The sequence below is a fragment of the Pseudoflavitalea rhizosphaerae genome (assembly GCF_003991355.1).
Taxonomy (GTDB): Bacteria; Bacteroidota; Bacteroidia; order Chitinophagales; family Chitinophagaceae; genus Pseudobacter; species Pseudobacter rhizosphaerae.
On record NZ_RCSU01000005.1, the window covers coordinates 114,909 to 137,619 of the forward strand.

Annotated in this window: 10 protein-coding genes; 5 read left to right on the top strand and 5 right to left on the bottom strand. The window is 50.3% G+C overall.

Translation table 11 applies throughout. The annotated features are described in order from the left end of the window. Positions 1-133: 133 nt before the first annotated feature. The 4 genes from D9Y29_RS10345 to D9Y29_RS10360 form a co-directional block, all read right to left on the bottom strand. Positions 134-3,520 carry a glycosyltransferase family 117 protein gene (locus D9Y29_RS10345; RefSeq protein WP_127127726.1) on the bottom strand — a complete coding sequence of 1,129 codons (3,387 nt, stop codon included), beginning with the start codon at positions 3,518-3,520 and terminating at the stop codon, positions 134-136. A 640-nt stretch (positions 3,521-4,160) separates the two neighbouring features. After that, on the bottom strand, positions 4,161-4,976 hold the full coding sequence (locus tag D9Y29_RS10350) for an SAM hydrolase/SAM-dependent halogenase family protein (protein WP_127127728.1): 816 nt from the start codon (positions 4,974-4,976) through the stop codon (positions 4,161-4,163). A 16-nt stretch (positions 4,977-4,992) separates the two neighbouring features. Continuing rightward, positions 4,993-5,799 (bottom strand): SDR family oxidoreductase, encoded by an 807-nt coding sequence (locus D9Y29_RS10355; protein WP_127127730.1) that lies wholly within the window; start codon positions 5,797-5,799, stop codon positions 4,993-4,995. A 91-nt stretch (positions 5,800-5,890) separates the two neighbouring features. Next, positions 5,891-6,439: an HdeD family acid-resistance protein gene (locus D9Y29_RS10360; RefSeq protein ID WP_127127732.1), complete on the bottom strand. Its 549-nt coding sequence runs from the start codon at positions 6,437-6,439 to the stop codon at positions 5,891-5,893. A 482-nt stretch (positions 6,440-6,921) separates the two neighbouring features. Here D9Y29_RS10360 and D9Y29_RS10365 point away from each other — a divergent pair, with 482 nt between their 5' ends. The 5 genes from D9Y29_RS10365 (at position 6,922) to D9Y29_RS10385 (ending at position 21,375) form a co-directional block, all read left to right on the top strand. Further along, on the top strand, positions 6,922-8,997 hold the full coding sequence (locus tag D9Y29_RS10365; protein WP_127127734.1) for a CBM96 family carbohydrate-binding protein: 2,076 nt from the start codon (positions 6,922-6,924) through the stop codon (positions 8,995-8,997). Between the two features lie 48 nt (positions 8,998-9,045). Beyond that, entirely contained in the window at positions 9,046-12,360 is a 3,315-nt protein-coding gene (locus D9Y29_RS10370; RefSeq protein ID WP_127127736.1) for a CBM96 family carbohydrate-binding protein, read from the top strand. Positions 12,361-12,429: 69 nt separating this feature from the next. Then, entirely contained in the window at positions 12,430-17,085 is a 4,656-nt protein-coding gene (locus D9Y29_RS10375) for a CBM96 family carbohydrate-binding protein (protein WP_127127738.1), read from the top strand. Positions 17,086-17,160: 75 nt separating this feature from the next. Beyond that, a complete protein-coding gene (locus D9Y29_RS10380; RefSeq protein ID WP_127127740.1) occupies positions 17,161-20,088 on the top strand; it encodes a cellulase family glycosylhydrolase in 2,928 nt (975 codons plus the stop codon). Between the two features lie 489 nt (positions 20,089-20,577). Further along, positions 20,578-21,375, top strand: a complete 798-nt coding sequence (locus D9Y29_RS10385; protein ID WP_127127742.1) for a matrixin family metalloprotease — start codon at positions 20,578-20,580, stop codon at positions 21,373-21,375. Here D9Y29_RS10385 and D9Y29_RS10390 read toward each other — a convergent pair. Then, entirely contained in the window at positions 21,365-22,603 is a 1,239-nt protein-coding gene (locus D9Y29_RS10390) for an NAD(P)/FAD-dependent oxidoreductase (protein WP_127127744.1), read from the bottom strand. The genes D9Y29_RS10385 and D9Y29_RS10390 overlap by 11 nt on opposite strands. Positions 22,604-22,711: the final 108 nt, after the last annotated feature.

Genomic DNA, 22,711 nt, shown 5'->3' on the forward strand with positions numbered 1-22,711 from the left:
TCGCCGGAGGCGAGCAAATATAAGTCACTCGCCGGAGGCGAGCGACTGCCAGCTCTCAGCTCTTTTGGGTATAAATCAGAGAGGCGACCATTGGCCGCCTCCCTGATTTATAGGTGATACCGGAGAAAATAATCTACGGCTTCGTTGTATCGATAGCTGGTTTCTCAGGAGTGCTCAGGCTGTCAGGTGCGAGTTCCGCACTACCTCCTTTGCCACCTGGTTTGAATTGCTTCTCCCATTCTCCGATCTGGTTCAGCATCTGGAATGAAGAGAGGATATCGTTGGCGAAATCGAATTGTTTGTCAGACAGGTTTCCACCTCTTCCATTCATGATGGCGGCAGCTTCCATGGCCAGTTTTTCGTTGGGCATGGCATCACCGAGTGAACGGTAGTAAGACATCTGCTGCTCCAGGTCACGTTTCAGTGATTTGGAAACCTTATCGGCCAGAGTCCAGTCTTCTGCGCGAAGTGCAGCCAGGAGGAAGGTCATGCTTACACGGTTGTGGAAATTGCCCCTGTTGCTGGTGAATCCATACGGGAGGTTTTCCTGCAAAACGTTCTTATCGTATTTGTTGAGCACATTTCGTGCAGAGTCTTTCTGGCCGTTTTCTGCGAGGTGCAGTCCCAGGAATGCGTGTGCCTGACGGATACTGTTGAGGTGTCTGCGGTTCTCTTCATCAAAGTAAACGCCGGGTCTTTCTGCGCCGCCGTATACGAATTTCTCCATCACGTTCTTGTAGCTGTCGTCTACGCCTATCTGTGAGTTCTCGATGGGCACCAGCCTGTAGGAGAGCCCTTCCATGCGTGCGTATTTCTCGAGGCCCAGGTCTTCCAGTTCCTGCGTGGAAGTAAAGTAGATGGGACGTTTCCAGTTATTGGCTGCGATCAGCGCCAGTACGGCGAGATCATTCTTGTAGAGATAGCTCTTCTTGATATCCAGTTTCAGTTCGCTCACGATGCTGTCGCCCGGATTGAGCTTGAGGGTTTTCCTGGCAGCTTCCACATCAACGGGGATGCTCACTTTATTGGAAGGAAGGATGTTGGCCCTGGATTCTTCATCCATCTGCATGCTGGTGTTGGGAGCATCGCTGGCGGTAACATTCTTCAATACCGTGTAGAGATCATAGTATTGATTGGGGTCATATCCTGTGAGGAGGTTATTGTAACCGCCACGGCGCAGATAATCGGCTGTGAAAGTGATATCGCGTTTGCTTCCCTGGATCTGGTCAGGCGTGAAGATCACGTCCATAGCCGGGCTTTCGTTCACTTTATACCTGAGCTGGTTCACATACCAGTCGGTACCCAGCAGGCTATAGTTCACAACGCGGAGGTCTTTGCGGATGCCTTCCACTTCCTGTGTGTACCAGAGGGGATAGGTGTCATTATCGCCGAAGGAGATAAGAAGTGCGTTGGGTGCGCAGCTTTCCAGGTAGTCTTTACCGAGATCGCGGGCCAGTACTTTTTTGCTGCGGTCGTGATCATCCCATTCCTGCGAAGCCATCAGCACGGGCACTGCCAGCAATGTGGCGCCGAAGGCGATATAACCGGCAACATCAGGCGAAAGGAATTTTTGCAGTTTTTCTTTCACCCAGAGAACGCCAAGGCCGATCCACACTGCGAAGGCATAGAAGGACCCTACATAGGCGTAATCACGCTCACGTGGCTGGTAGCCGCTCTGGTTGAGGTAGATCACGATGGCGAAACCGGTGAAGAAGAAGAGGAGGAAGTTCACGAGGAAATCCCTTCTGGTCTTGTTCAACTGGAATATGAATCCAACCACACCCAGGAGGAATGGCAGGAAGAAGAGTTTGTTATTGGCCTTGTTTTCGGAGCCGGCTGTTGCGGGCAGCACATCGGGCGTACTATGACCGAAAAGTTTGTCGATAAACGTGATGCCGCTGTTCCAGTTCCCATCCCGGATATTACCGAAGCCCTGGAGATCGTTCTGTTTTCCGGCGAAGTTCCACATGAAGTAGCGCCAGTACATCCAGCGGAACTGGTAATCCGCGAAGTAGCGGATATTGTTGGCGAAAGTGGGTTGCTGTCCTTCCATCATACCGCCGAATGCGCGGTACACGTATTCCTGGTTGCGTTCATTGCCATTGTCATACATACGCGGGAAGATATGCGGTCCAATCTTGCTCACATCCCAGTCCGGGTGTTGTTGCTGGAGGGCATCGAGATCACGTTGCTCGGGTTGAGCGCCATAGTCCTGTTTACGATTCTTTCCAACTACTTCGTACTTCTCTTCACCTTTCGCATATTGGTCACCGGTAACTACATACGGCGGGCGGTATACGAAATCAGGACCATAAAGTATGGGCCAGTCGCCATACTGATCGCGGCTCAGGTAACCCACCAGGCTCACCGGGTTGTCTACATTGTACATGTCAACCGATGGGTTGGCGGTAGAGCGGACGAGTGTGGTGAAATAAGTGGAGTAACCGAGGATCACGAAGATGGTGCTCCATACGCCGATCTTCAGGAAAGACCCGATACGTTCTTTATTGTAATAGCAGAGGGCTACAACGCCACCCAGCAGCAGGAGCAGGAGGAAGAAGGTACCGCCTGATTTGATGAAGGGGAAGCAGAATAAAAGGATGATAGCGCAAAGCCATAAAGGGAACAGTGTGAATTTCTTGATGCTGGCATCGTTGAAACGCAGACCTGCGATCAGCAGGAGGGCCAGCAAGGCGAAGTAAACGCCGAAACCTACAAAGAACGGAGTTCCCAATTCATTCACGAAGAAGATGTCGAAGGAACCTGCGCCTCTGATAGACCATTGGATCACTACCACCTGCACGATGCCTGTAATTACACAGCCGATCAGGAAGGCGAAGAAAGTGCCCCATTGGGAAACCTTATAGCGTTTGAAATAATAAACGAGAACGATGGCGGGAATGGTCAACAGGTTCAACAGGTGAACGCCGATAGACAGACCCATCATGAAGAAGATAAAGATGATCCAGCGGTCTGCGCGTGAGAATTTGTGACCATCAGTTTTGCTTTCCAGGTCCACTTCATGCTCCCATTTCAGTATGGCCCAGAAAACGATGGCGGTGAAGAAAGAAGAGAGTGCGTAAACTTCACCTTCCACGGCGCTGTACCAGAAAGAATCGGAGAAAGTATACGCGAGTGCACCAACCACACCAGCGGCCATCACGATGAACAGTTGACCCTTATCCAGTACCCCGGCGCTTTTTTGCACGATCTTACGTGCAAAGTGCGTGATGGTCCAGAAGAGGAAGAGGATGGTGAAACCACTGGCGATCGCATTCATGAAGTTCACGCCCCTTGCGGCAGATGTGGGATCGTCGCCAAAAAGGATGATGAAAAATCTTCCTAAAAGCACAAAGAGGGGGGCGCCAGGTGGGTGGGGGATCTGTAATTTATAAGCACTGGAAACGAACTCACCGCAGTCCCAGAAACTGCCGGTAGCCTCCATGGTCATAATATACACAGTGCAGGCAATCAAACAGACTATCCAACCTACTATGTTATTTACCCGGTTGAAATTCATAATGGATTAATTTTTAAAACTGTCGCAAATATAGGGTTTCTCGGGTGCTGGCAAAAGGGGCTGGAAAACAAACCTGCGCATTTTTGGTTCTATGGGGCTTTGGTAGGGTTGGGTGGGGCTATTGTAGTTGGAACCGGGCAGTGGAGCTTTTGTTTTCAAGGCCCATTTTGCCAGCACACTCGAAACCATGGCCCCCCCGGAGGTGCAGCAGGAACCGCCCCGAATGCGGCATTGTGATACTTTGACAACTTTTTGAAGAAATTCTTATGTTGATGGAGTCATACAAATCTTCATGAAGGTGTATGAGCATTGCCTCCGAATGCCTCTCATATTTCTCTAATAAATATCTGTTACCATTACTCCCGCTAACGCACTCTTACCCCCTCTCCCCCCAACTATCAGACGGATGGTCTTCTTTGAATGGGAGGTAAAAATGTGGCATACTTCAGGCGCCCATGCGCAAACGGTGGTATGGAATCAGCGGCCTTGGAAACAAAAGCTCAACCGTCCGGTCCAGTTACAAAAGCCCAACCCCATCCATCAAATGCCCAATAGAACCTAAAAAAGCGTTGGTTTGTTTTCCAGCCGCGTTCCATCCACCTTTGCGCTACAAAATCCAAAATTATTTACAGGGTGACTGCTATTCAAAGAAGATCCGGACGGTCTGATAAAACAACCTGTTCTGCATAGAGGCGCTTTGTTCGGTGAATCCCTGCAAGCCGAAGAGGCCGGCTGCATTGCCTTTGTTGATGGCGATCTCGAGGTAGCCGGCAGCATTGAAGATGGCGAGTTTTTCACCTTCCGGTACGTCTGCGTAGGTTTCGCTGACGGTGGAGATCATTTCGTTGCGCTTGAATACGATCTTGAAACTGCGGCCGCGACGCTGCATTTCAAATTGTTCACGGGTCACGTTCACGATGATGTTCTCAAAATTGTCGATGAAGATGATCTGTCCTTCTATCCAGTTCTCACCTAAGAGCGGGCGCAGGTGATTTTTTTCCGTGAAGCTTACATCAGGGATACCGATATGCTGGAGACTGGTTCCGTTAAGCAGTTCCTGGATGGCTTCTCCCATTACACGGGCGCAGTAGAGTGTGTTCTTGATAGCGGAGCGGTTGAGCTGGAGGCCGATCACCATTTCGGGTTTGTCTTCCAGGATCATGGTGAGGAGGCCATTATCGGCGCAAAGAATGTATTGGTCGTTGTGATAGGCAAGGAGCAGTTGTTCAGGTTTTTTCTCGAAGAGGTTTACGAGCAGGATATGATAAGAAAATGGAGGAAAGTTCCTGATGGCATTGCGGCAAACATAGGCGGCCTGGGGAAGATTGAAAGGGGAGATGGTATGCGAAATATCCACCAGGTTGAATTGGGGATTCACCTGTAATAGTTGTCCTTTCACCGCCCCCACGAGGTAATCCTGCTGACCTATATCAGATGTGAGGGTGATGATAGCCATTTACTGAGGGTAATTTTTATTTGACCAGTTCTCCGTTTTTGTAAAAGAATTTATGCACCAGTTTGTCGGCCAGTGAAGGGAAGAAGCGGTTCATGAACACGGTTCGTTTACCGGTGCTGGTGAGAACAAGTGTACGCTTTCTTTTTTCAACGGCCCTGAGGATATGCTGGGCGCATTCTTCTGCTGACATCATCTTTCCTTCTTCCATGGAAGACTCGCCCTGGGGCTGACCTTCCTGGTTGAGGGCAACATGGCGTATGTTGGAGGCCGTGAAACCCGGGCAAACCCACATCACGTGTACGCCTGTTTCCAGCATTTCGGTGCGGAGGGCTTCCAGCCAACCCTGGAGGGCGAACTTGGAAGCGGAGTAACCTGTTCTGCCGGGCAGCCCGCGATAGCCGGCGATGGAGCTCACACCTACCACGGTCCCTTTACGCTCCAGGAGGGAGGGTAATGCAAACTTGGTGCAGTAAACAGAACCGTAGAAATTGATGTCCATCACTTTCCGGAGCACGTCAAGATCCATGTCCTTGAACAGGGCACGCATGCTGATACCGGCATTATTGATGAGGATATCTATACCACCGAAGGTTTTGATGGTGGAATCAATAAAACGTTTGGCGTCGTTCTCTTTGGAGATATCGCAGGTCATGGTATGCAGCATAACATTGGTGTGCTGCATCTGGAGAGTATATAATTTGTCGTGATTGCGGCCGCAGGTGGCTACGCGTGCGCCCTGATCGATGAATGCTTCTACCAGTGCTCTGCCTATCCCATCGCTACCGCCTGTGATGACTACTACCTTATCTTTAAAAAACGACATGACCATTATTTATATCACAAAAATAGGGAATGGATAGCAGATTGCCGCTATGAAAGTGTTGAAAACCATAACGTGATCGTTCAGGGTATCTTTACCGGACAGGTTGCCCTTTCCGCTGTTTCAGTTTGATGCCGAGGTAGATCAGCATGATGCCGAAGATCAGTGCATAGATACCGAAGATCATGGTGAGGGTGAGGGCCCCGGCAATAGGATTCACCAGGATGAGGATACCGAAGATCACTGTAAGAAGACCACCAAGAATATACCAGCCTTCGCCTTTGATCTCCTTCCGCAACCGGATGGCGATCACGATCTCGATAATACCTGCCACAATCACCCAGAAAGAGATGAGATAGAGCAGGGCCAGGGCAGTGGCGAACGGATTGTAAAAAGTGATGATGCCCACCAGCACGCCGAAGATGCCTGATACCAGGTACCAAACCCAGGCGTCCAGCGTTTTGCGGGCATTGATGGCAGCCACGATACTGAAGATGCCGTCGATGAGCAGGTAAGCGCCCAAAAAAATAATGAGGGTGGTAAAAGTTACGCCCGGCATGAATAAAGCCATCAGGCCCAGGACCACGCCAAAAATTCCCCTCAGCAGGAACAACCACCAGTATTCACTGAAAAATCGGTTCATGATCAATCCGTTTGATGATGAAATCAAATTGTTGAATGCAATCAACCGGAAGGGAGTGGGGAAGAGGAACTTGCAGGGAGATGAGTGATGAATAAATTTACAGGTTGATGGCGTAATTGCCAAATCTATTTCGTTGGCCTGCTATCAGGTCTGCGGCTGACCACAAACCGGGAATAAACATATCCCTCACCGTTAGTAATTCATCTATTTGCTAATATAGCTTAGTAGTCTGTTAATCTCTCTGACGCAGGTACCGGAATAAATTATTTATTTCACGTATACCGTTGCAGGTAATTTCTGTTCCGGACAACACTCCTCTGGTGTTATCTGCCCGGCTGTTCCATGAAGTTTATTGTGATTGGCGCATTTTCCTGATGCACCCTTTTTCAGTAGCAACTCCCCAGACTTAAGCCTATTCCGTGGGCGCCTGCCATTATTGGCGGGAAGTGACGCCATGAATATTCACAATTAAACTTTATCTGATGAAACATCTTTACATTGCTGCCATTACACTATTGCTCACCGTTAGTACCGCAACATCGCAGGCACAGGTGACGCTCAGTGCCAACGGATCTTCGGATACATACGCGCTTATTGGATCGAAAGGATTCGGAGTTGAGAACCCTGACTGCCAGCATACAAGTTTTGGGCAGCACGTAACCCAGACCTTCGACAATACCCTTAACAAGTATGTTTTCATTTTTCACAGTCATCATATCCTGGATAACGACCGTTGTACGAATGAAGACAGGGTGCGCATGGAGATCAAAGGAGGCAACGGTTCTCCGGCAGACCTCCAGCATACCAGCGGGCAGACTGCTTATTATCGCTGGAAATTTAAACTGGATGCTGGTTTCAAGCCGAGCAGCCGTTTCACGCATATCTTCCAGATAAAGGCAATTGACGGTGATGCAGGCGCTCCGCTGATCACCATTACACCCCGCGCAGGCAGCCCGGAAAAAATGCAGATCATCCATAGCTCGGGTTCAGGCTCCGGCGGTCTGGGCACAGTACACCAGGTAGACCTCGCACCGTTCAAAGGTGAATGGGTGGAAGCATATGTGAAGTACAAAAGCTCTGAAGGAAGCGGGGGAACTTTCGAAATAACGCTGAAAAGATTTTCCGATGGAGCCACGCTCCTCAGCTATAGCAATTCCAGCCTGGATATGTGGCGCGAAGGCGCATCCTACAATCGTCCCAAATGGGGCGTATACCGTGGAAAAGATGATGTGCTGCGCGATGAGCAGGTCCGTTTCGCGGATTTCTGTGTTACGGAAAGCAGTGCCAGCCTTTGCCCCAGCGATATCGGAACGCCGCCTCCGGGCTGCGATCCCGTTACGGCCAGTGCTGATGATGGTAATGTGCCCGCGAATGTTCTGGACGATAACCTGAGTACCCGGTGGTCTGCCAATGGAGATGGACAATGGATCCAGTTCTGCCTGGGCAGTAACCCTGTTTCAGTATCAGGTGTTCAGATCGCTTTCTATAATGGCAATGCGCGCACATCCACTTTTGATGTGCTGGTAGGTAATGATGGCGTTAGTTGGACTACAGCCGCCTCCGGACTCGTGAGCAGCGGCACATCCACTGCACTGGAAACCTTCAGCTTTACCCCGGTAACAGGTAAGTATGTACGAATTGTAGGGCATGGCAATAGTTTGAATGCCTGGAACAGTTATACCGAAGTGAAAATACAAACAGCAACAGGCGGCGGACAAACATTCACCCTCAACCCCGTTGCCGACGCCTATGTGCGCGACGGTACCAATGCTGATATTACACACGGCACTACAGACAGTACTTTACTGATCACGAAAATTGCGCCCACAGGCCAGCTCAACAACGCACGCGAAGCTTACCTTCGATTCAATCTCGCGCAGGTGACCGGCACCGTTACCAGCGCAACACTTCGTGTGTATGGTAAGATAGATGGCACATCAACACCCAGCGTTCCCGTGGCTGTATTTCCCTGCTCCAATACCACCTGGACGGAGAATGCAATCACCTGGAACAATAAGCCGGCAGCCGGAATCACTGGCCTGGATACCACTGCCGTCACCAATGACGCTTATGTTTATTTCAACTGGGATATTACCAGCTACATAATTAGCGAGCTGGCAGCCAGCCGCAGCGATGTATCCCTGGTGATGAAAAGCCTGACAGCGCATGATCCACGCATTTTCTACAATTCTTCTGAAGCAACAGCCAATCCGCCGCAACTGGTGGTGACTGTTAGTGATGAGGAAGAAGCCAGCCGTGCTTCAAAAACAATAATGATGCCGCTTGCGGAAAATATCAGGCAACAACCAGCCAGCATCCGCATGGTCCCCAATCCATTCAGGCAATCAGGAACTGTAACGTTCCATCTTCCTGAAGCCGGGCAAACTAGCCTTGTGGTGTACGACCTCATGGGCAGGGAAGTGGCCAGGCTGGTAAATGCACAATTACCAGCAGGAGACCACAGGGTGCCGTTCAATGCCAAAGGCAATAACCGCGTGCTTATCCTGAAGCTGGTGCATAACGGAAAAACAATTACTTCAAAAATACAGCAGGATTGATCCTCCTGCTTTTTCTTCTAATAAGCCTTAAACGTAAACGATTGCCACATGAACAAAACAACAGCCCATTCTCTGAAGAACCGGACATGGACCAGTAAGGTCTTAACACTGCTGCTATGCATCTCCGTTATAACCGGAGCACAGGCTGCAACCATCACGGTATCTTCCCTGAGCGCTTTGCAAACAGCTATCAACAATGCCAATCCGGGAGATGTTATCATCCTCAGCAATGGTGTGTACACTGCCAGTTCAGACATCACCATCAATAAACAGGGAACGGCTTCCCAACCCATTACCATCCAGGCGCAATCAATACTTGGCGCCGAGATCAAAGGTACCAACGGGTTTGCATTGAACAGTCCCGCAAAGTATATCATCATCAAAGGCTTCAAATTCACACATGCTGCATCACAGGCCACTATGGCAAGTGGAACCAGCTTCATCCGCTGGACGCAGAACCTCTTTCAGAATACCGGAGACGGCGATTACCTGCTGCTCAATGGTAACGATCACGAAGTGGATTACAACACTTTCCAGAACAAGACCGGTCTGGGAAAATTCATCATCGTAAGAGGATCAGGAAGCCAGATCGCACAACGGCTATGGGTGCATCATAATTATTTCTACAATCAGCCTCCCGAGTCCGGCAACGGGAACGAAACGATCCAGTTCGGATTGAGCGGTTATAGCCTCAGCAACACCAATAGCATTTTTGAATACAATCTTTTTGAAGATTGCGCCGGTGAAAATGAACTGCTTTCCGTGAAAGCTTCAAAGCTGGTGGTACGCTTCAATACCGTGCGTGATTGCCCGGCGCAGCTTACGCTGCGTCACGGAAATTTCTGTGAAGTGTATGGCAACTATTTCCTCAATACGCCCGGCCTCCGCATATTTGGCGATGACCACAAGATCTATAGCAATCACTATGAAAGCTGCAGTGTGGCGATCAATATCGGTAATGGTGGTGGTGAAGTAGCGGATGGAGATCCTTTGACCTCGCATGACCGGCCAGACCGCTGCCTCATTGTGTACAATACGCTTGTGAACAATACATCCAATTACAGGATGACCAGCCGCACCAATGGTTTGGGCGCCACTAATACCACCTTTGCCAACAATATCATCCAGGGGGGCGGTGAAGCGGCTGCCATCGACGGACCGTATACCGGTGCCGTGTGGAGCAACAATATTATTTACCAAACCAGCGGAGCAGGCGATATGCCCTCCGGTGGTTACATCAACGTTAATCCTTTGCTGGCGCGCGATGCTACGGGCACATTCCATTTGCAAAGCGGAAGTCCCGCCATCAATGCTGGTACAGGTTCTTATTCCTGGGCCGGCAAGGATATGGATGGACAAACAAGAACAGGCAGCTTCGATATCGGCGCAGATGAAGTTTCTGCTGCGGCAGTGACGGCGCAGATCCTCTCGCCATCCATGGTTGGGCCGAACGGTAGTGCACCTCCCACCGGAGGTTGCGACCCGGTTTCTGCGAGTAGTGATGATGGTAATGTACCAGCCAATGTGCTGGACAATGACCTGAATACCCGCTGGTCTGCCAGCGGTGATGGTCAGTGGATACAATTCTGCCTGGGTGATACAGTAGCTGTTACAGGTGTGCGCATCGCGTTCTTCAATGGCGATGCACGTGCTTCCCTTTTTGATATCCAGGCGAGCAACAACGGTAGTAGCTGGACGAATGTTGCTACCGGGTTGCAAAGCAGTGGCACTACTACGGCGCTGGAAACATTTTCTTTCAGCCAGGTACAAACGAAATATGTGCGTATCCTCGGTCATGGTAATACAGTGAATGCCTGGAACAGTTATACCGAAGTGGAGATTGTGCAGCAGACCAATATTGCGCCTACAGTGAGCATCAGCTCACCAGCGAACAATGCGGCCTTTACGGCGCCGGCATCTGTTGGTATCACAGCTGTTGCGGCGGACAGTGACGGCTCCATTTCCAAAGTTGAATTCTTCAATGGCGCCACCAAACTGGGCGAAGCCCTCTCGTCTCCCTATACATTCAACTGGAGCAATGTTGCTGCCGGTAATTATGTGCTTACTGCCAGGGCTACGGATAATGGAAATGCAAGCACCACCAGCGCTGCCGTGAATATAAGCGTTACTGCGCCTCCTGCCTGCACGCCGGTTTCCGCCAGTGCAGATGATGGCAATATCCCTGCCAATGTGCTGGACAATGACCTGAACACCCGCTGGTCTGCCAGTGGCGATGGTCAGTGGATACAGTTCTGCCTGGATGATACCGTAACCATAACAGGTGTGCAGATCGCTTTCTTCAGTGGTGATGCGCGTACCTCCACCTTTGATGTGCTGGTGGGGAATAATAGCACAAACTGGACCACTGTTGCATCCGGACTTGTGAGCAGCGGAACCTCCACTGCATTGGAGACTTTCAGCTTCTCCCCGGTAACGGGAAAGTATGTACGAATTGTGGGTCATGGTAACAGTGTGAATGCCTGGAACAGTTATACCGAAGTAAAGATACAGACAGATAACGGAGCTGCACAAACGTACACGCTTACTCCCGAAGCAGATGCCTACGTGCGCGATGGCACCAATGGCGATATCACCCATGGTACCACTGATGCCAGTTTATTGATCACAAAAGTCCCTCCGGCAGGGCAGCTCAACAATGCCCGCGAAGCTTATCTCCGGTTCGACCTCTCATCGGTGAGCGGAACGGTTTCTTCGGCCACCCTCCGTGTATACGGTAAGGTAGATCTTACTTCTGTGCCCAGTGTGCCTATTGGTGTGTACGCTGTATCCAATACTACCTGGAATGAAGCCACCCTTACCTGGAACAATAAACCGTCATCAGGTACAGGCCTGGATACCAATACTGTTACCAATACAGCCTATGCCTATATCACATTCGATGTAACCAATCATGTGCAAAGTGAGCTGGCAGCATCGCGCAGCAAACTCAGCTTTGTGATGAAAAGCCTTACAGCTCATGATCCCCGCGTTTTCTGGAATTCGAAGGAAACCGGGTCCAATCCTCCACAGCTTGTAGTGCAAACAGCAGAAAGCCTGGTAACCAATGTTGCGTCAATAGCATTGCAAAAGGAGAATAAGCCGGAACTGCGCTCATCCATCTTCGCTTATCCCAACCCGTTCCGCGCCAGCAGCAAGATCACATTCCGTGTACACCAGCCGGGTAATACTGAACTCACCGTGTTCGATATCCAGGGTAGAAGAGTTGCAGTGCTGGTGAATGGCTATTTGTCGGCGGGAGAGCACAGAACACAGTTTACGCCTCCTGCAGGCGCCAAAGGGATTTACCTGCTGCGGTTGGTGAATGGCGGTAAGGCCGTTACGCATCGCATCATTCAGGAATAAGTATACAAACCTGGTTGTTTGCCAATGGCATGCAGCTAAAAATAAGAGCTCCATTTAAACCTATCTTATATGAAAGTACAAAACCAACCAAAATCCTGGCGGCTGCTTATGCTATGCTGCCTTGTATTCCTGATGTTGTTCCGGCACGCGCAGGCACAAACATTACCTTCCAATTTCACGCGCGTGCAGGTGGCTACAGGGCTTACCAGTCCAACTGCCATGGCTTTCACGCCGGACAATCGTATCCTGGTCTGTCAGAAAGGCGGCCAACTGCGGGTGATCAAGAACGGTAGCCTGCTGAGTACGCCGGCCATTTCCCTTTCAGTGAACACCAGTGGCGAACGCGGACTGATCGGTGTGGCCGTGGACCCTAACTTCGCTACCAACAATTATATCTATCTCCATTACACGCACACTTCCGGCCCGCATAACCGGGTAAGCCGTTTCACGCTTGGATCCAATGATCTCGCCACCGGTGAAACGGCAATTCTTGACCTTCCCACACTCAGCGGTATCTATCATAACGGAGGCGGACTTGCCTTTGGACTGGATGGGAAATTGTTTGTAGCAGTAGGAGAGAACCAGGTGGGATCGAATTCGCAGAACCTGGACAATTACCTCGGCAAGATCCTTCGCATCAATACAGACGGATCTGTTCCGGCCGGTAACCCTTTCACTGGAAACGCAGCCCGGAGCCGCATCTGGGTTTATGGTCTCCGGAATCCTTTCACCATTGCTGTAGATCCTGTGAGCGGAAGATTATTGGTGAACGATGTAGGCAATGCCACCTGGGAAGAGATCAATGATGCTACTACTGGCGGACAAAATTTCGGTTGGCCCACCAAAGAGGGCATGTGTACCAGCGGCTGCTCCGGATTTGTGAATCCGCTGTATGTATATGCCACCAACCGTTCAGATCCTCCACCTAACGGGCAGGGTTGTGCGATCAATGGCGGCACTTTCTTCAATGGCGCTATCAGTAATTATCCTTCTACTTACAATGGGAAATATTTTTTCCTGGATTATTGCGGCACCTGGATCGATTATATAACACCCAGCAGTGGCGCCAGCAGAACCGGATTCGCTTCCAGTCTGAGTGCAGACAATGTGGGTATCAAACAGGGGCCTGATGGCAACCTGTACTACCTGCGCATTGGCAATAATACACTCTACAAAATATTGTATGCCGGTGGAACTTCTGCGCCTATAATCACTACACAGCCTGCCAATACCGTGGCGCCTGCAGGCGGCAATGCAAGTTTCTCCGTTACAGCCACCGGAAGCCCGGCTCCAACCTATCAGTGGCGCAAAGGAACTACCAATATTTCAGGCGCCACCAGCGCTACCTATACTATTACCAATGTGCAAACAAGCCATGCCGGTACTTATAATGTGGTTGTAAGCAATAGTGTGGGCAGCGTTACCAGTAACAATGCAACACTTACGGTGAGCCAGCCACCCACAGCTACTATTACCAGCCCTGCCAATGGAACACAGTTCCGGTCGGGTGATCAGATCAATTTCTCCGGTACGGGTACTGATCCGGAAGATGGCGCTATCCCGGTTGCTAAATACAAATGGTGGATCGCTTTCCATCACGCAACACATACGCATCCCGGCCCTCAGGTGCCCAATGGTGTGGCAGCTTCTTCCTTTGTGGCAGACCTGGCGGGGCATAATGAAACGAATATCTGGTATCGTATATACCTCTCCGTTGAAGATTCGCAGGGAGTGATCGATACAACATACGTGGAAGTATTCCCCATTACTTCCAATCTTACACTGGCCACCAACCCTACAGGCTTGCAGGTAACCCTGGATGCCGTTCCCTTCACTGCCCCCTACACAACGGAAGCAGTATCAGGAATGGCCAGGGATATTTCCGCCATTTCACCACAGACCCTGAATGGTGTTACATATGTGTTCGATCACTGGAGCCAGGGAGGCAACGCTTCGCAGACAGTAACACTGGGTGATAACGATGTTACCTTAACGGCGCATTATCGCGTAGCGCCGGACCCAATTAATCTAACGCCCACGCATGATGCTTATGTGAGGGATGGCACCAATGCGGCCATCACACATGGAACTACCGACCCCACATTGCTGATCACAAAAGTTTCTCCGGCAGGTCAGCTCAATAATGCGCGCGAGACCTACCTGATGTTCGATGCTGCCAGCATTACAGGAAATATCGATAATGTTACCTTGCGCGTTTATGGAAAAGTGGACGGAACAGCTGTTCCTTCAGTACTCACAGGAGTATACTCTGTGGCCAACACCACCTGGACCGAAAGCGCCATCACCTGGAACAACAAGCCTGCTACCGGCACAACGGAACTGGCTACAGCGGCGGTGGGCAATACGGCCTATGCTTATGTCAATTTCGATGTGACCAACTATGTGAAGAGTGAGATAGCAGCGGGCAGAACTAAAGTGGCATTCGCTTTGAAGAGCCTGGTAGCCCACGATCCGCGGGTGTTCTGGAATTCAAAAGAGTTTGGCAGCAATGCGCCGCAACTGAGTTTCATCACGCAGGGCGGAAACAGCAGTCCCACGGTGAATATTACCTCACCCGCCGGTGGCGCCAATTTCACGGCGCCGGCCAGTATCACCATCAATGCTACCGCGGCTGATGCAGATGGCAATATAACCCTGGTTGAGTTCTTCAATGGCGTTACCAAATTGGGTGAAGATGATACCGCTCCGTATACTTTCACCTGGAACAATGTGCCGCAGGGCGCTTACAACCTCACTGCGAAAGCAACGGACGACAGCAGCGCCACCACAACATCTCCTGTAGTAAGTATTACAGTGGGAGCTGCACCTCCCTGCGATCCGGTAACGGCCAGCGGAGATGATGGCAATGTACCTGCCAATGTACTTGACAATGACCTCAACACACGCTGGTCTGCCAGTGGCGATGGTCAATGGATCCAGTTCTGCCTGGGCGATACCGTTTCCGTATCTGGCGTACGCATTGCTTTCTACAATGGTAGTGCACGTTCTTCCTTTTTCGATCTTCAGGTGAGCAACAACGGTAGTAGCTGGACCAATGTGGCGACAGGACTGCAAAGCAGCGGCACCAGCACAGCGCTGGAAACATTCAGCTTTGCTGCTGTGCAAACGAAATATGTGCGGATACTCGGTCATGGAAATTCCGTGAACGCCTGGAACAGTTATACTGAAGTGGAAGTGATTCAACAGCAGGGCAATATACCGCCTACGGTAAGCATCACAACACCGGCCAATAATGCCAGCTTTACTGCACCGGCGGCTGTTACCATTACAGCAACGGCTGCTGACAGTGATGGCACTATTTCCAAAGTTGAATTCTTCAATGGCGCTACCAAACTGGGCGAAGCCACTGCTGCTCCTTACACTTACAACTGGAGCAATGTGGCCGCAGGAAACTATGTGCTCACAGCCAAAGCAACAGATAATGGTACTGCCGCCACTACCAGTACCGCAGTAAATATCAGCGTGTCTTCTGCGCCATCCTGTACGCCGGTAATAGCCAGTGGGGATGATGGCAATGTGCCTGCCAATGTGCTGGACAATGATCTCAATACCCGCTGGTCTGCCAGTGGTGATGGACAATGGATACAGTTCTGTCTTGAAACACCTGCATCCGTTACCGGTCTGCAGATCGCTTTCTATAACGGTAATGTACGTTCTTCCACTTTTGATGTACTGGTGGGCAATGATGGCAATACCTGGACAACGGCTGCCTCCGGCCTTGTAAGCAGCGGAACTTCCACAGCATTGGAAACATTCAGCTTTACCCCTGTAAGCGGCAAATACGTTCGTATTGTTGGTCATGGTAACAGTGTGAATCTCTGGAACAGTTATACCGAAGTGAAAATACAAACTGGGTCCGGTTCCGGTGGTACATTCACACTAACACCTGAAGCCGATGCTTACGTACGGGATGGAACAAACGCTGACATCACGTATGGCACCACCGATCCCACTTTACTGATCACGAAAGTGGCTCCGTCAGGACAGCTCAATAATGCACGTGAATCTTACCTGCGTTTCGATCTTTCGTCCGTGAGTGGTAATGTAAACTCCGCAACGCTGCGCGTTTATGGAAAAGTGGACCTCACAACAGTGCCTTCCGTGCCCATCGGCGTGTACGCTGTTGCCAATACCACCTGGAGCGAATCCGCCCTCACCTGGAACAATAAGCCTGCTACAGGTGCAGCGCTGGATACAAGCACAGTTACCAATTCTGCCTATGGCTATATCAACTGGGATGTAACCAGTTATGTGCAGAGCGAATTGGCCGCATCGCGCAATAAGGTCAGCTTTGCGATGAAAAGCCTGACTGCCCACGATCCGCGCGTGTTCTGGAATTCCAAAGAGTTCGGCAGCAATGCGCCGCAGCTGGTGGTGCAGACGGGTGCAGGCCAGCAAAGCCAGGTGAACCGCCCGCTTACCGTTGAAATGGATAAACCGGCAATTGCAAAACTGAAACTGGCTGCATTGCCCAATCCATTCCGCGGCATCAGTACCATCACCTTCCACCTGGAAAAATCATCACAGACCAATGTATCTGTGTATGACATTACAGGAAGGAGAGTGGTTGTGCTGGTGAACAACAGGCTGAGTGCAGGTAATCACAGGGTGATCTTCAATTCAGGAGCCAATACAGCAGGAATATATATTGTACATGTGACTATCGATGGAAAAGTCACAACAAAGAAGCTGCTCAGAGAATAAGCAGTCAATCACAATAAGCAGGGCCTTTCCAGGTCCTGCTCCTTTGTTCTTATTAAACCTTCAATTTACATCCTCATGAAAAAATTTACACTGTTTTTCTATGGTTGCGTTATGCTGCTGCTGGCAGGGGCTTATAACGCGAAGGCGCAAACGCCTGTTCAGCAGAACGGGCAATTGCAGGTGATAGGGTTGAAACTTTGCAACCAGTACGGCAATCCCATCCAGTTGCGTGGTATGAGTACGCATGGCCTGCAATGGTACGGCCTGGGCGATTGTATCACCGATGCATCGCTGGATGCCCTGGCCAACGACTGGGAGGCTGATATCCTCCGCATCTCGCTCTATGTGCAGGAAGGTGGCTATGACACCGATCCCGCCGGCTTTACACAGATGGTGAGCACCATCATTGATAAGGTGACCGCACGCGGTATGTATGCATTGGTAGACTGGCACCAGCTGACTCCCGGTGATCCCAATGCCAATCTTACCAAGGCTAAGACCTTCTTCACGGCCATTGCCAATGCACATAAGAACAAGAACAATATCCTGTATGATATCTGTAACGAGCCCAACAATGTGAGCTGGTCTGCCATCAGGAACTACGCTAATGAACTGATCCCCGTGATCCGCGCCATCGATGCCGATGCGCCCATCCTTATCGGCACACATGGCTGGGCTTCTTTTGGTGTTTCTTCCGGCGGTTCGGCACAGGACATCCTCAATAACCCAGTGAACCATTCCAATATTATGTACACTTTTCACTTTTATGCGGCCAGTCATGGTACCAGCTATCTCAATGAATTGAGCTGGGCCGCAGACAGGATGCCGGTGTTTGTAACTGAGTTTGGAACACAGGAAGCATCTGGCGATGGCGGGAACAATTTCACCAGGAGCCAGCAGTATCTCGACCTGATGCGCACCAAAAAGATCAGCTGGTGTAACTGGAACTATTCCGATGATAGTCGCAGCGGAGCAGTCTGGACCTCCGGCACCTGTTCCAATGGTCCCTGGACGGTTGCCCGTCTCAAACCTGCAGGCGCCTGGGTCCGCGAGCGGATCAAATCACCTGCCGATGATTTCCCCGGCGGAGGTAATCCCAATCCTCCCTGTTTGCCTGTATCAGCCAGTGCAGATGATGGCAATGTACCAGCCAATGTGCTGGACAATGACCTGAACACGAGATGGTCTGCCAGTGGTGACGGTCAGTGGATCTCTTTCTGCCTGGGCGATACCGTGGCTGTATCCGGTGTGCAGATAGCCTTCTATAACGGTAATGCACGATCATCGCTCTTCGATGTGCAATACAGTCTCGATGGCAGCAGCTGGCTCAATGCTTCCACGGGATTACAAAGCAGTGGCGCCAGCACGGCGCTGGAAACTTTCAGTTTTACTCCTGTGCAGGCCAAATGGGTCCGTATCCTGGGACATGGCAATACTGTGAATGCCTGGAACAGTTACACGGAAGTGAAGCTGCAACAACAACAGGGTAATATCGCTCCAACCGTGAGCATCACATCGCCAGCCAATAATGCCGGCTTTACTGCGCCCGCATCGGTAGTGATCAATGCCACAGCGGCAGATGCGGATGGTACCGTTACCAAAGTGGAATTCTTCAATGGCGCTACCAAACTGGGCGAAGCCACTGCATCTCCCTATTCATATACCTGGAACAGTGTTGCCGCCGGAAATTATGTACTCACAGCAAAAGCAACTGACAACAGCAATGCAGGCACTACTTCTGCAGCAGTGAATATCAGTGTGGCAGCGCCTCCGTCCTGTGCGCCGGTAACTGCCAGCGCCGACGATGGAAATGTTCCCGCCAATGTGCTGGACGATGACCTCAATACCCGCTGGTCTGCCAGTGGTGATGGACAATGGATACAGTTTTGTTTGGGCACCGATCCTGTTTCGGTAACTGGTGTACAGATCGCTTTCTACAACGGTAATGTGCGCTCCTCCACTTTTGATGTGCTGGTGGGGAATGATGGCAATACCTGGACTACCGCAGCCTCCGGCCTTGTGAGCAGCGGCAGCAGCACGGCGCTGGAAACATTCAGCTTTACACCCGTAAACGGAAAATATGTTCGTATTGTTGGTCATGGTAACAGTATAAACCTCTGGAACAGTTATACCGAAGTGAAGATACAGACAGGATCAGGTAGTGGCGGCACTTTTACACTCACTCCTGAAGCCGATGCCTACGTACGGGATGGTACAAACGCAGCAATCACATATGGAACTACAGATCCTACCTTGCTGATCACTAAAGTGGCTCCATCCGGACAGTTGAATAATGCGCGGGAATCCTATCTGCGCTTCGATCTTTCTTCTGTCAGTGGAAACGTAAGTTCGGCTACGCTTCGTGTTTATGGAAAGGTTGATCTTACTACTGTTCCCAGTGTTCCCATTGGTATTTACGCAGTAGCCAATATTACCTGGAGTGAATCGGCACTCACCTGGAATAATAAACCGGCTTCAGGTGCGGGGCTGGATACCAATACGGTCACCAATACTGCTTATGGCTATATAGCGTTTGATGTTACCAGTTATGTGCAGGGTGAGCTGGCTGCATCACATAATAAAGTCAGCTTTGCGATGAAGAGCCTTACAGCCCACGATCCCCGTGTGTTCTGGAATTCCAAAGAGTTTGGAAGCAACCCGCCGCAACTGGTTGTGCAAACAAGTACCGGTCAACAGGCGGTGGCAGAGCGACCGCTGGCAGTTGAGCTGGATGCCCATACAGCAGAGCGATTGAAATTTGCCGTATTCCCGAATCCGTTCCGCGGCAACAGCACTATCACATTCCATCTCCATAAGGCATCACAGACCAACCTGACAGTATACGATATTACCGGCAGGAGAGTAGCGGTGCTGGTAAACAAGGTGCTGAATGCAGGCAGTCACAGGGTAATGTTCAGTCCGGAAGCCAATGCGCGCGGTGTATACATCCTTCGCATGGATATAGATGGAAAGACCATTACAAAGAAACTGGTAAGAGAATAATCCTATTGATCTCTAATAAATCATGAGGGCCCGGAAGGGCCCTTTTTGCTTCTTGTGATCTGTCAATATTCTGCTCCGGATTTCCATTATTCCATTTTTTGCGTATATTTATTGAAGCGACAGCCTACACTACTATCCGGCCGGGCTGAGAGCCGGGAATATTACCTCATAAAACTTACAGTGCCTGCCTTTTGATGGAGCAATCCCCCTTGCATCCGGGGAGCCATACGGACCCTCAGTTTATCATCTGAAGGCGCTTTGAGAAGCAGTGCTCCCTATGGAGTGCTGCCTGCACCTCTGTTTACTGCATCCATTCAAATCCCTCTGCGTAACGCGGGTAAAGTCCCGACTGGCTTTGTATTGCCGCAGCCCGCATGTGTTGCGTGAACCATTTGCTCCTGCAAATGCAACAGGGTTCTCCATGTGCTGCCGGTAATGCATAGCCGCCCATCAGCAACAGATCATTTCACATTAACCTGAACAAAAGGAATGAAACCTTTTATCCTTGTTGTATTGCTGTGTGTTTTATGCGGCTATCAACCGAATATCGGGCCTGGCGCAACGTATGATTTTGGCACTTACCTGGAAGCAGATCCGGAATACGGGCACAGGATCATTATCCGCGCAAATTATTATGTTACTTCCGGCCAGCAGGCAGACAGCATTGCGGCTCAGGCCGGAGTGGATTTCTGGAATAAACTCAGTGGTAAATTTTTCCTGAAAGTGATGGATAAGAAAATGGACTTCACCGGCGAAAGATATCCTCTTCATTTCGATCTCAAAGTTTTTTCCTGTAATGACCCGGAGGAAGCATGGAAACAAAACGAGAAAAAAGGAAGACTCGATCCATCCGGAAAATCCGGCGCAGATATCCGAAACGTATTCCTTCTGAAAGATTCCTTCGAAAATAACCTGAACAATTGCCGGGTTACTGATATTACAAAATCAATCGGGCTTACCTGTGAGGCTTTTCATATCAGGCTCAAAAGAACACACCAGGGAGAAACACATGTAATTGCCCATGAGATAGGGCATACGCTTGGCCTGGACCATTCAGAACTTGATGGACTGATGCAGGAATTCGACAGAAAGGGGACTGCTGTATTTGAATTCGAGATCAGGAAAATACTGGCTTATTCCTACCGGCACAGACTGAACTGGTTCCGTAACAATTTCGAGAAGAGGATCCCCTCAGGTATAGTGCAGGATGCAATGGGGAGTTTGCCGAAGCACAGTGATTCCTGTATCCTTTTTGTGAATGCTGAATTTGGAATAGCTACCGATTGAACAGGAGTTTTAAGTAGAAAACCGGACTGGCCAGTTTCTTTCTTACATCCACCTCGTAGAACATGCAGGAAACAAGATCCCTCAGCTGCTTGTTCCTGGTGGCCATCTTCATCAGGAAATTGAACAACCAGCGGTACCTCACCAGTTTCTGTAAACGGTGGCTCAGGCTCAGTTCCGCGCCCAGCACACGATACACATGATCTGTATAGGATGCCAGGGCATCTTCGGAAAAATCATTTGCCTGGATAGCATCCCTGGCATGCTCTGCCGCGATCCTGCCGGTATACAATGCATTACCGATCCCTTCACCAGTAAAAGGATCGATGAGGTATGCCGCATCCCCGGTGAGCAGGTAACGTTCCCCGGCAAGGGGACGGCGTTTACTGCCTAACGGTAGTCCATATCCTTCAATGGGGCTGATAGCGCTGGCATCTTTAAATCGCTCCTTCAGTACGGGATCTTCCTGAATAGTGGTTTGCAATAATTGCTTGAGATTCACTTTTTTCTTTTTCACTTCGCTGCTGATCATATCCAGCCCTACATTGGCTTCGCCATTGGGCAGGGGGAAGATCCAGAGATAACCTGGCAGCAGGGGCTTCAGGAAATGCAGTTCGATGAAATTATCACTGTGCATGCCCGTTACATTCCGGTAATATGCTCTTACGCCTGCGGCATGGTGTGCAGGTTCAATGGTGAAATTGGCTACATGCCTGGTGAAAGATGAATGGGCCCCATTGGCCACGATCACCAGTTTGGCTTTTATTTGCAATGACCCGCCGGCTTCGGAAAGCAGGTAACCATCGTCCTCCAATTTGTATTGATCGATGGATACGCCTTCAATGAAACTGATCTCAGGTCTTCTTTTTATTTCGTCTGCCAAAAACTGATCGAAGTGGATACGCTTGCAAACGAAACCGATGGGCGCATCTTCCCCGGGATCGTATTGCGGCTTGTAGGGAACGTCCATGCTTACACCACCGGGAGATACAAATGTGACGCCCCAACTATTGATTTTTTCGGTATGCTGTTGCAATCTTTCCGCAATGGAAGGATCGATGCGGGTAAGGGCAGTGATCACCTTACCGCTGAGGCCGTCGCCACAGACTTTGTCGCGCGGGAAAAATGCCTTGTCTACTATCACAGAGTGAATGCCGTATTGTGCCAATTGCAAAGCTGCTGCTGCCCCGGCAGGGCCGGCGCCGATAATACAAACTGTGGTTTCTGTCATCCGTCCGGGTGTAAGAACATTAAAAATATCCACCTCCGGCCGCTTTGCCAAAATAACTTATGGGATTGCCAGCGCCCGGGGGATGAATTCTTGTAGATTTATAAAAAG

What these genes read in the sequence shown, in the direction of transcription:
- D9Y29_RS10355 (WP_127127730.1), bottom strand. Translation starts at nt 5,799, where the DNA reads ATGTCGTTTTTTAAAGATAAGGTAGTAGTCATCACAGGCGGTAGCGAT.
- D9Y29_RS10345 (WP_127127726.1), bottom strand. Translation starts at nt 3,520, where the DNA reads ATGAATTTCAACCGGGTAAATAACATAGTAGGTTGGATAGTCTGTTTG.
- D9Y29_RS10350 (WP_127127728.1), bottom strand. Translation starts at nt 4,976, where the DNA reads ATGGCTATCATCACCCTCACATCTGATATAGGTCAGCAGGATTACCTC.
- D9Y29_RS10390 (WP_127127744.1), bottom strand. Translation starts at nt 22,603, where the DNA reads ATGACAGAAACCACAGTTTGTATTATCGGCGCCGGCCCTGCCGGGGCA.
- D9Y29_RS10375 (WP_127127738.1), top strand. Translation starts at nt 12,430, where the DNA reads ATGAAAGTACAAAACCAACCAAAATCCTGGCGGCTGCTTATGCTATGC.
- D9Y29_RS10370 (WP_127127736.1), top strand. Translation starts at nt 9,046, where the DNA reads ATGAACAAAACAACAGCCCATTCTCTGAAGAACCGGACATGGACCAGT.
- D9Y29_RS10385 (WP_127127742.1), top strand. Translation starts at nt 20,578, where the DNA reads ATGAAACCTTTTATCCTTGTTGTATTGCTGTGTGTTTTATGCGGCTAT.
- D9Y29_RS10360 (WP_127127732.1), bottom strand. Translation starts at nt 6,439, where the DNA reads ATGAACCGATTTTTCAGTGAATACTGGTGGTTGTTCCTGCTGAGGGGA.
- D9Y29_RS10380 (WP_127127740.1), top strand. Translation starts at nt 17,161, where the DNA reads ATGAAAAAATTTACACTGTTTTTCTATGGTTGCGTTATGCTGCTGCTG.
- D9Y29_RS10365 (WP_127127734.1), top strand. Translation starts at nt 6,922, where the DNA reads ATGAAACATCTTTACATTGCTGCCATTACACTATTGCTCACCGTTAGT.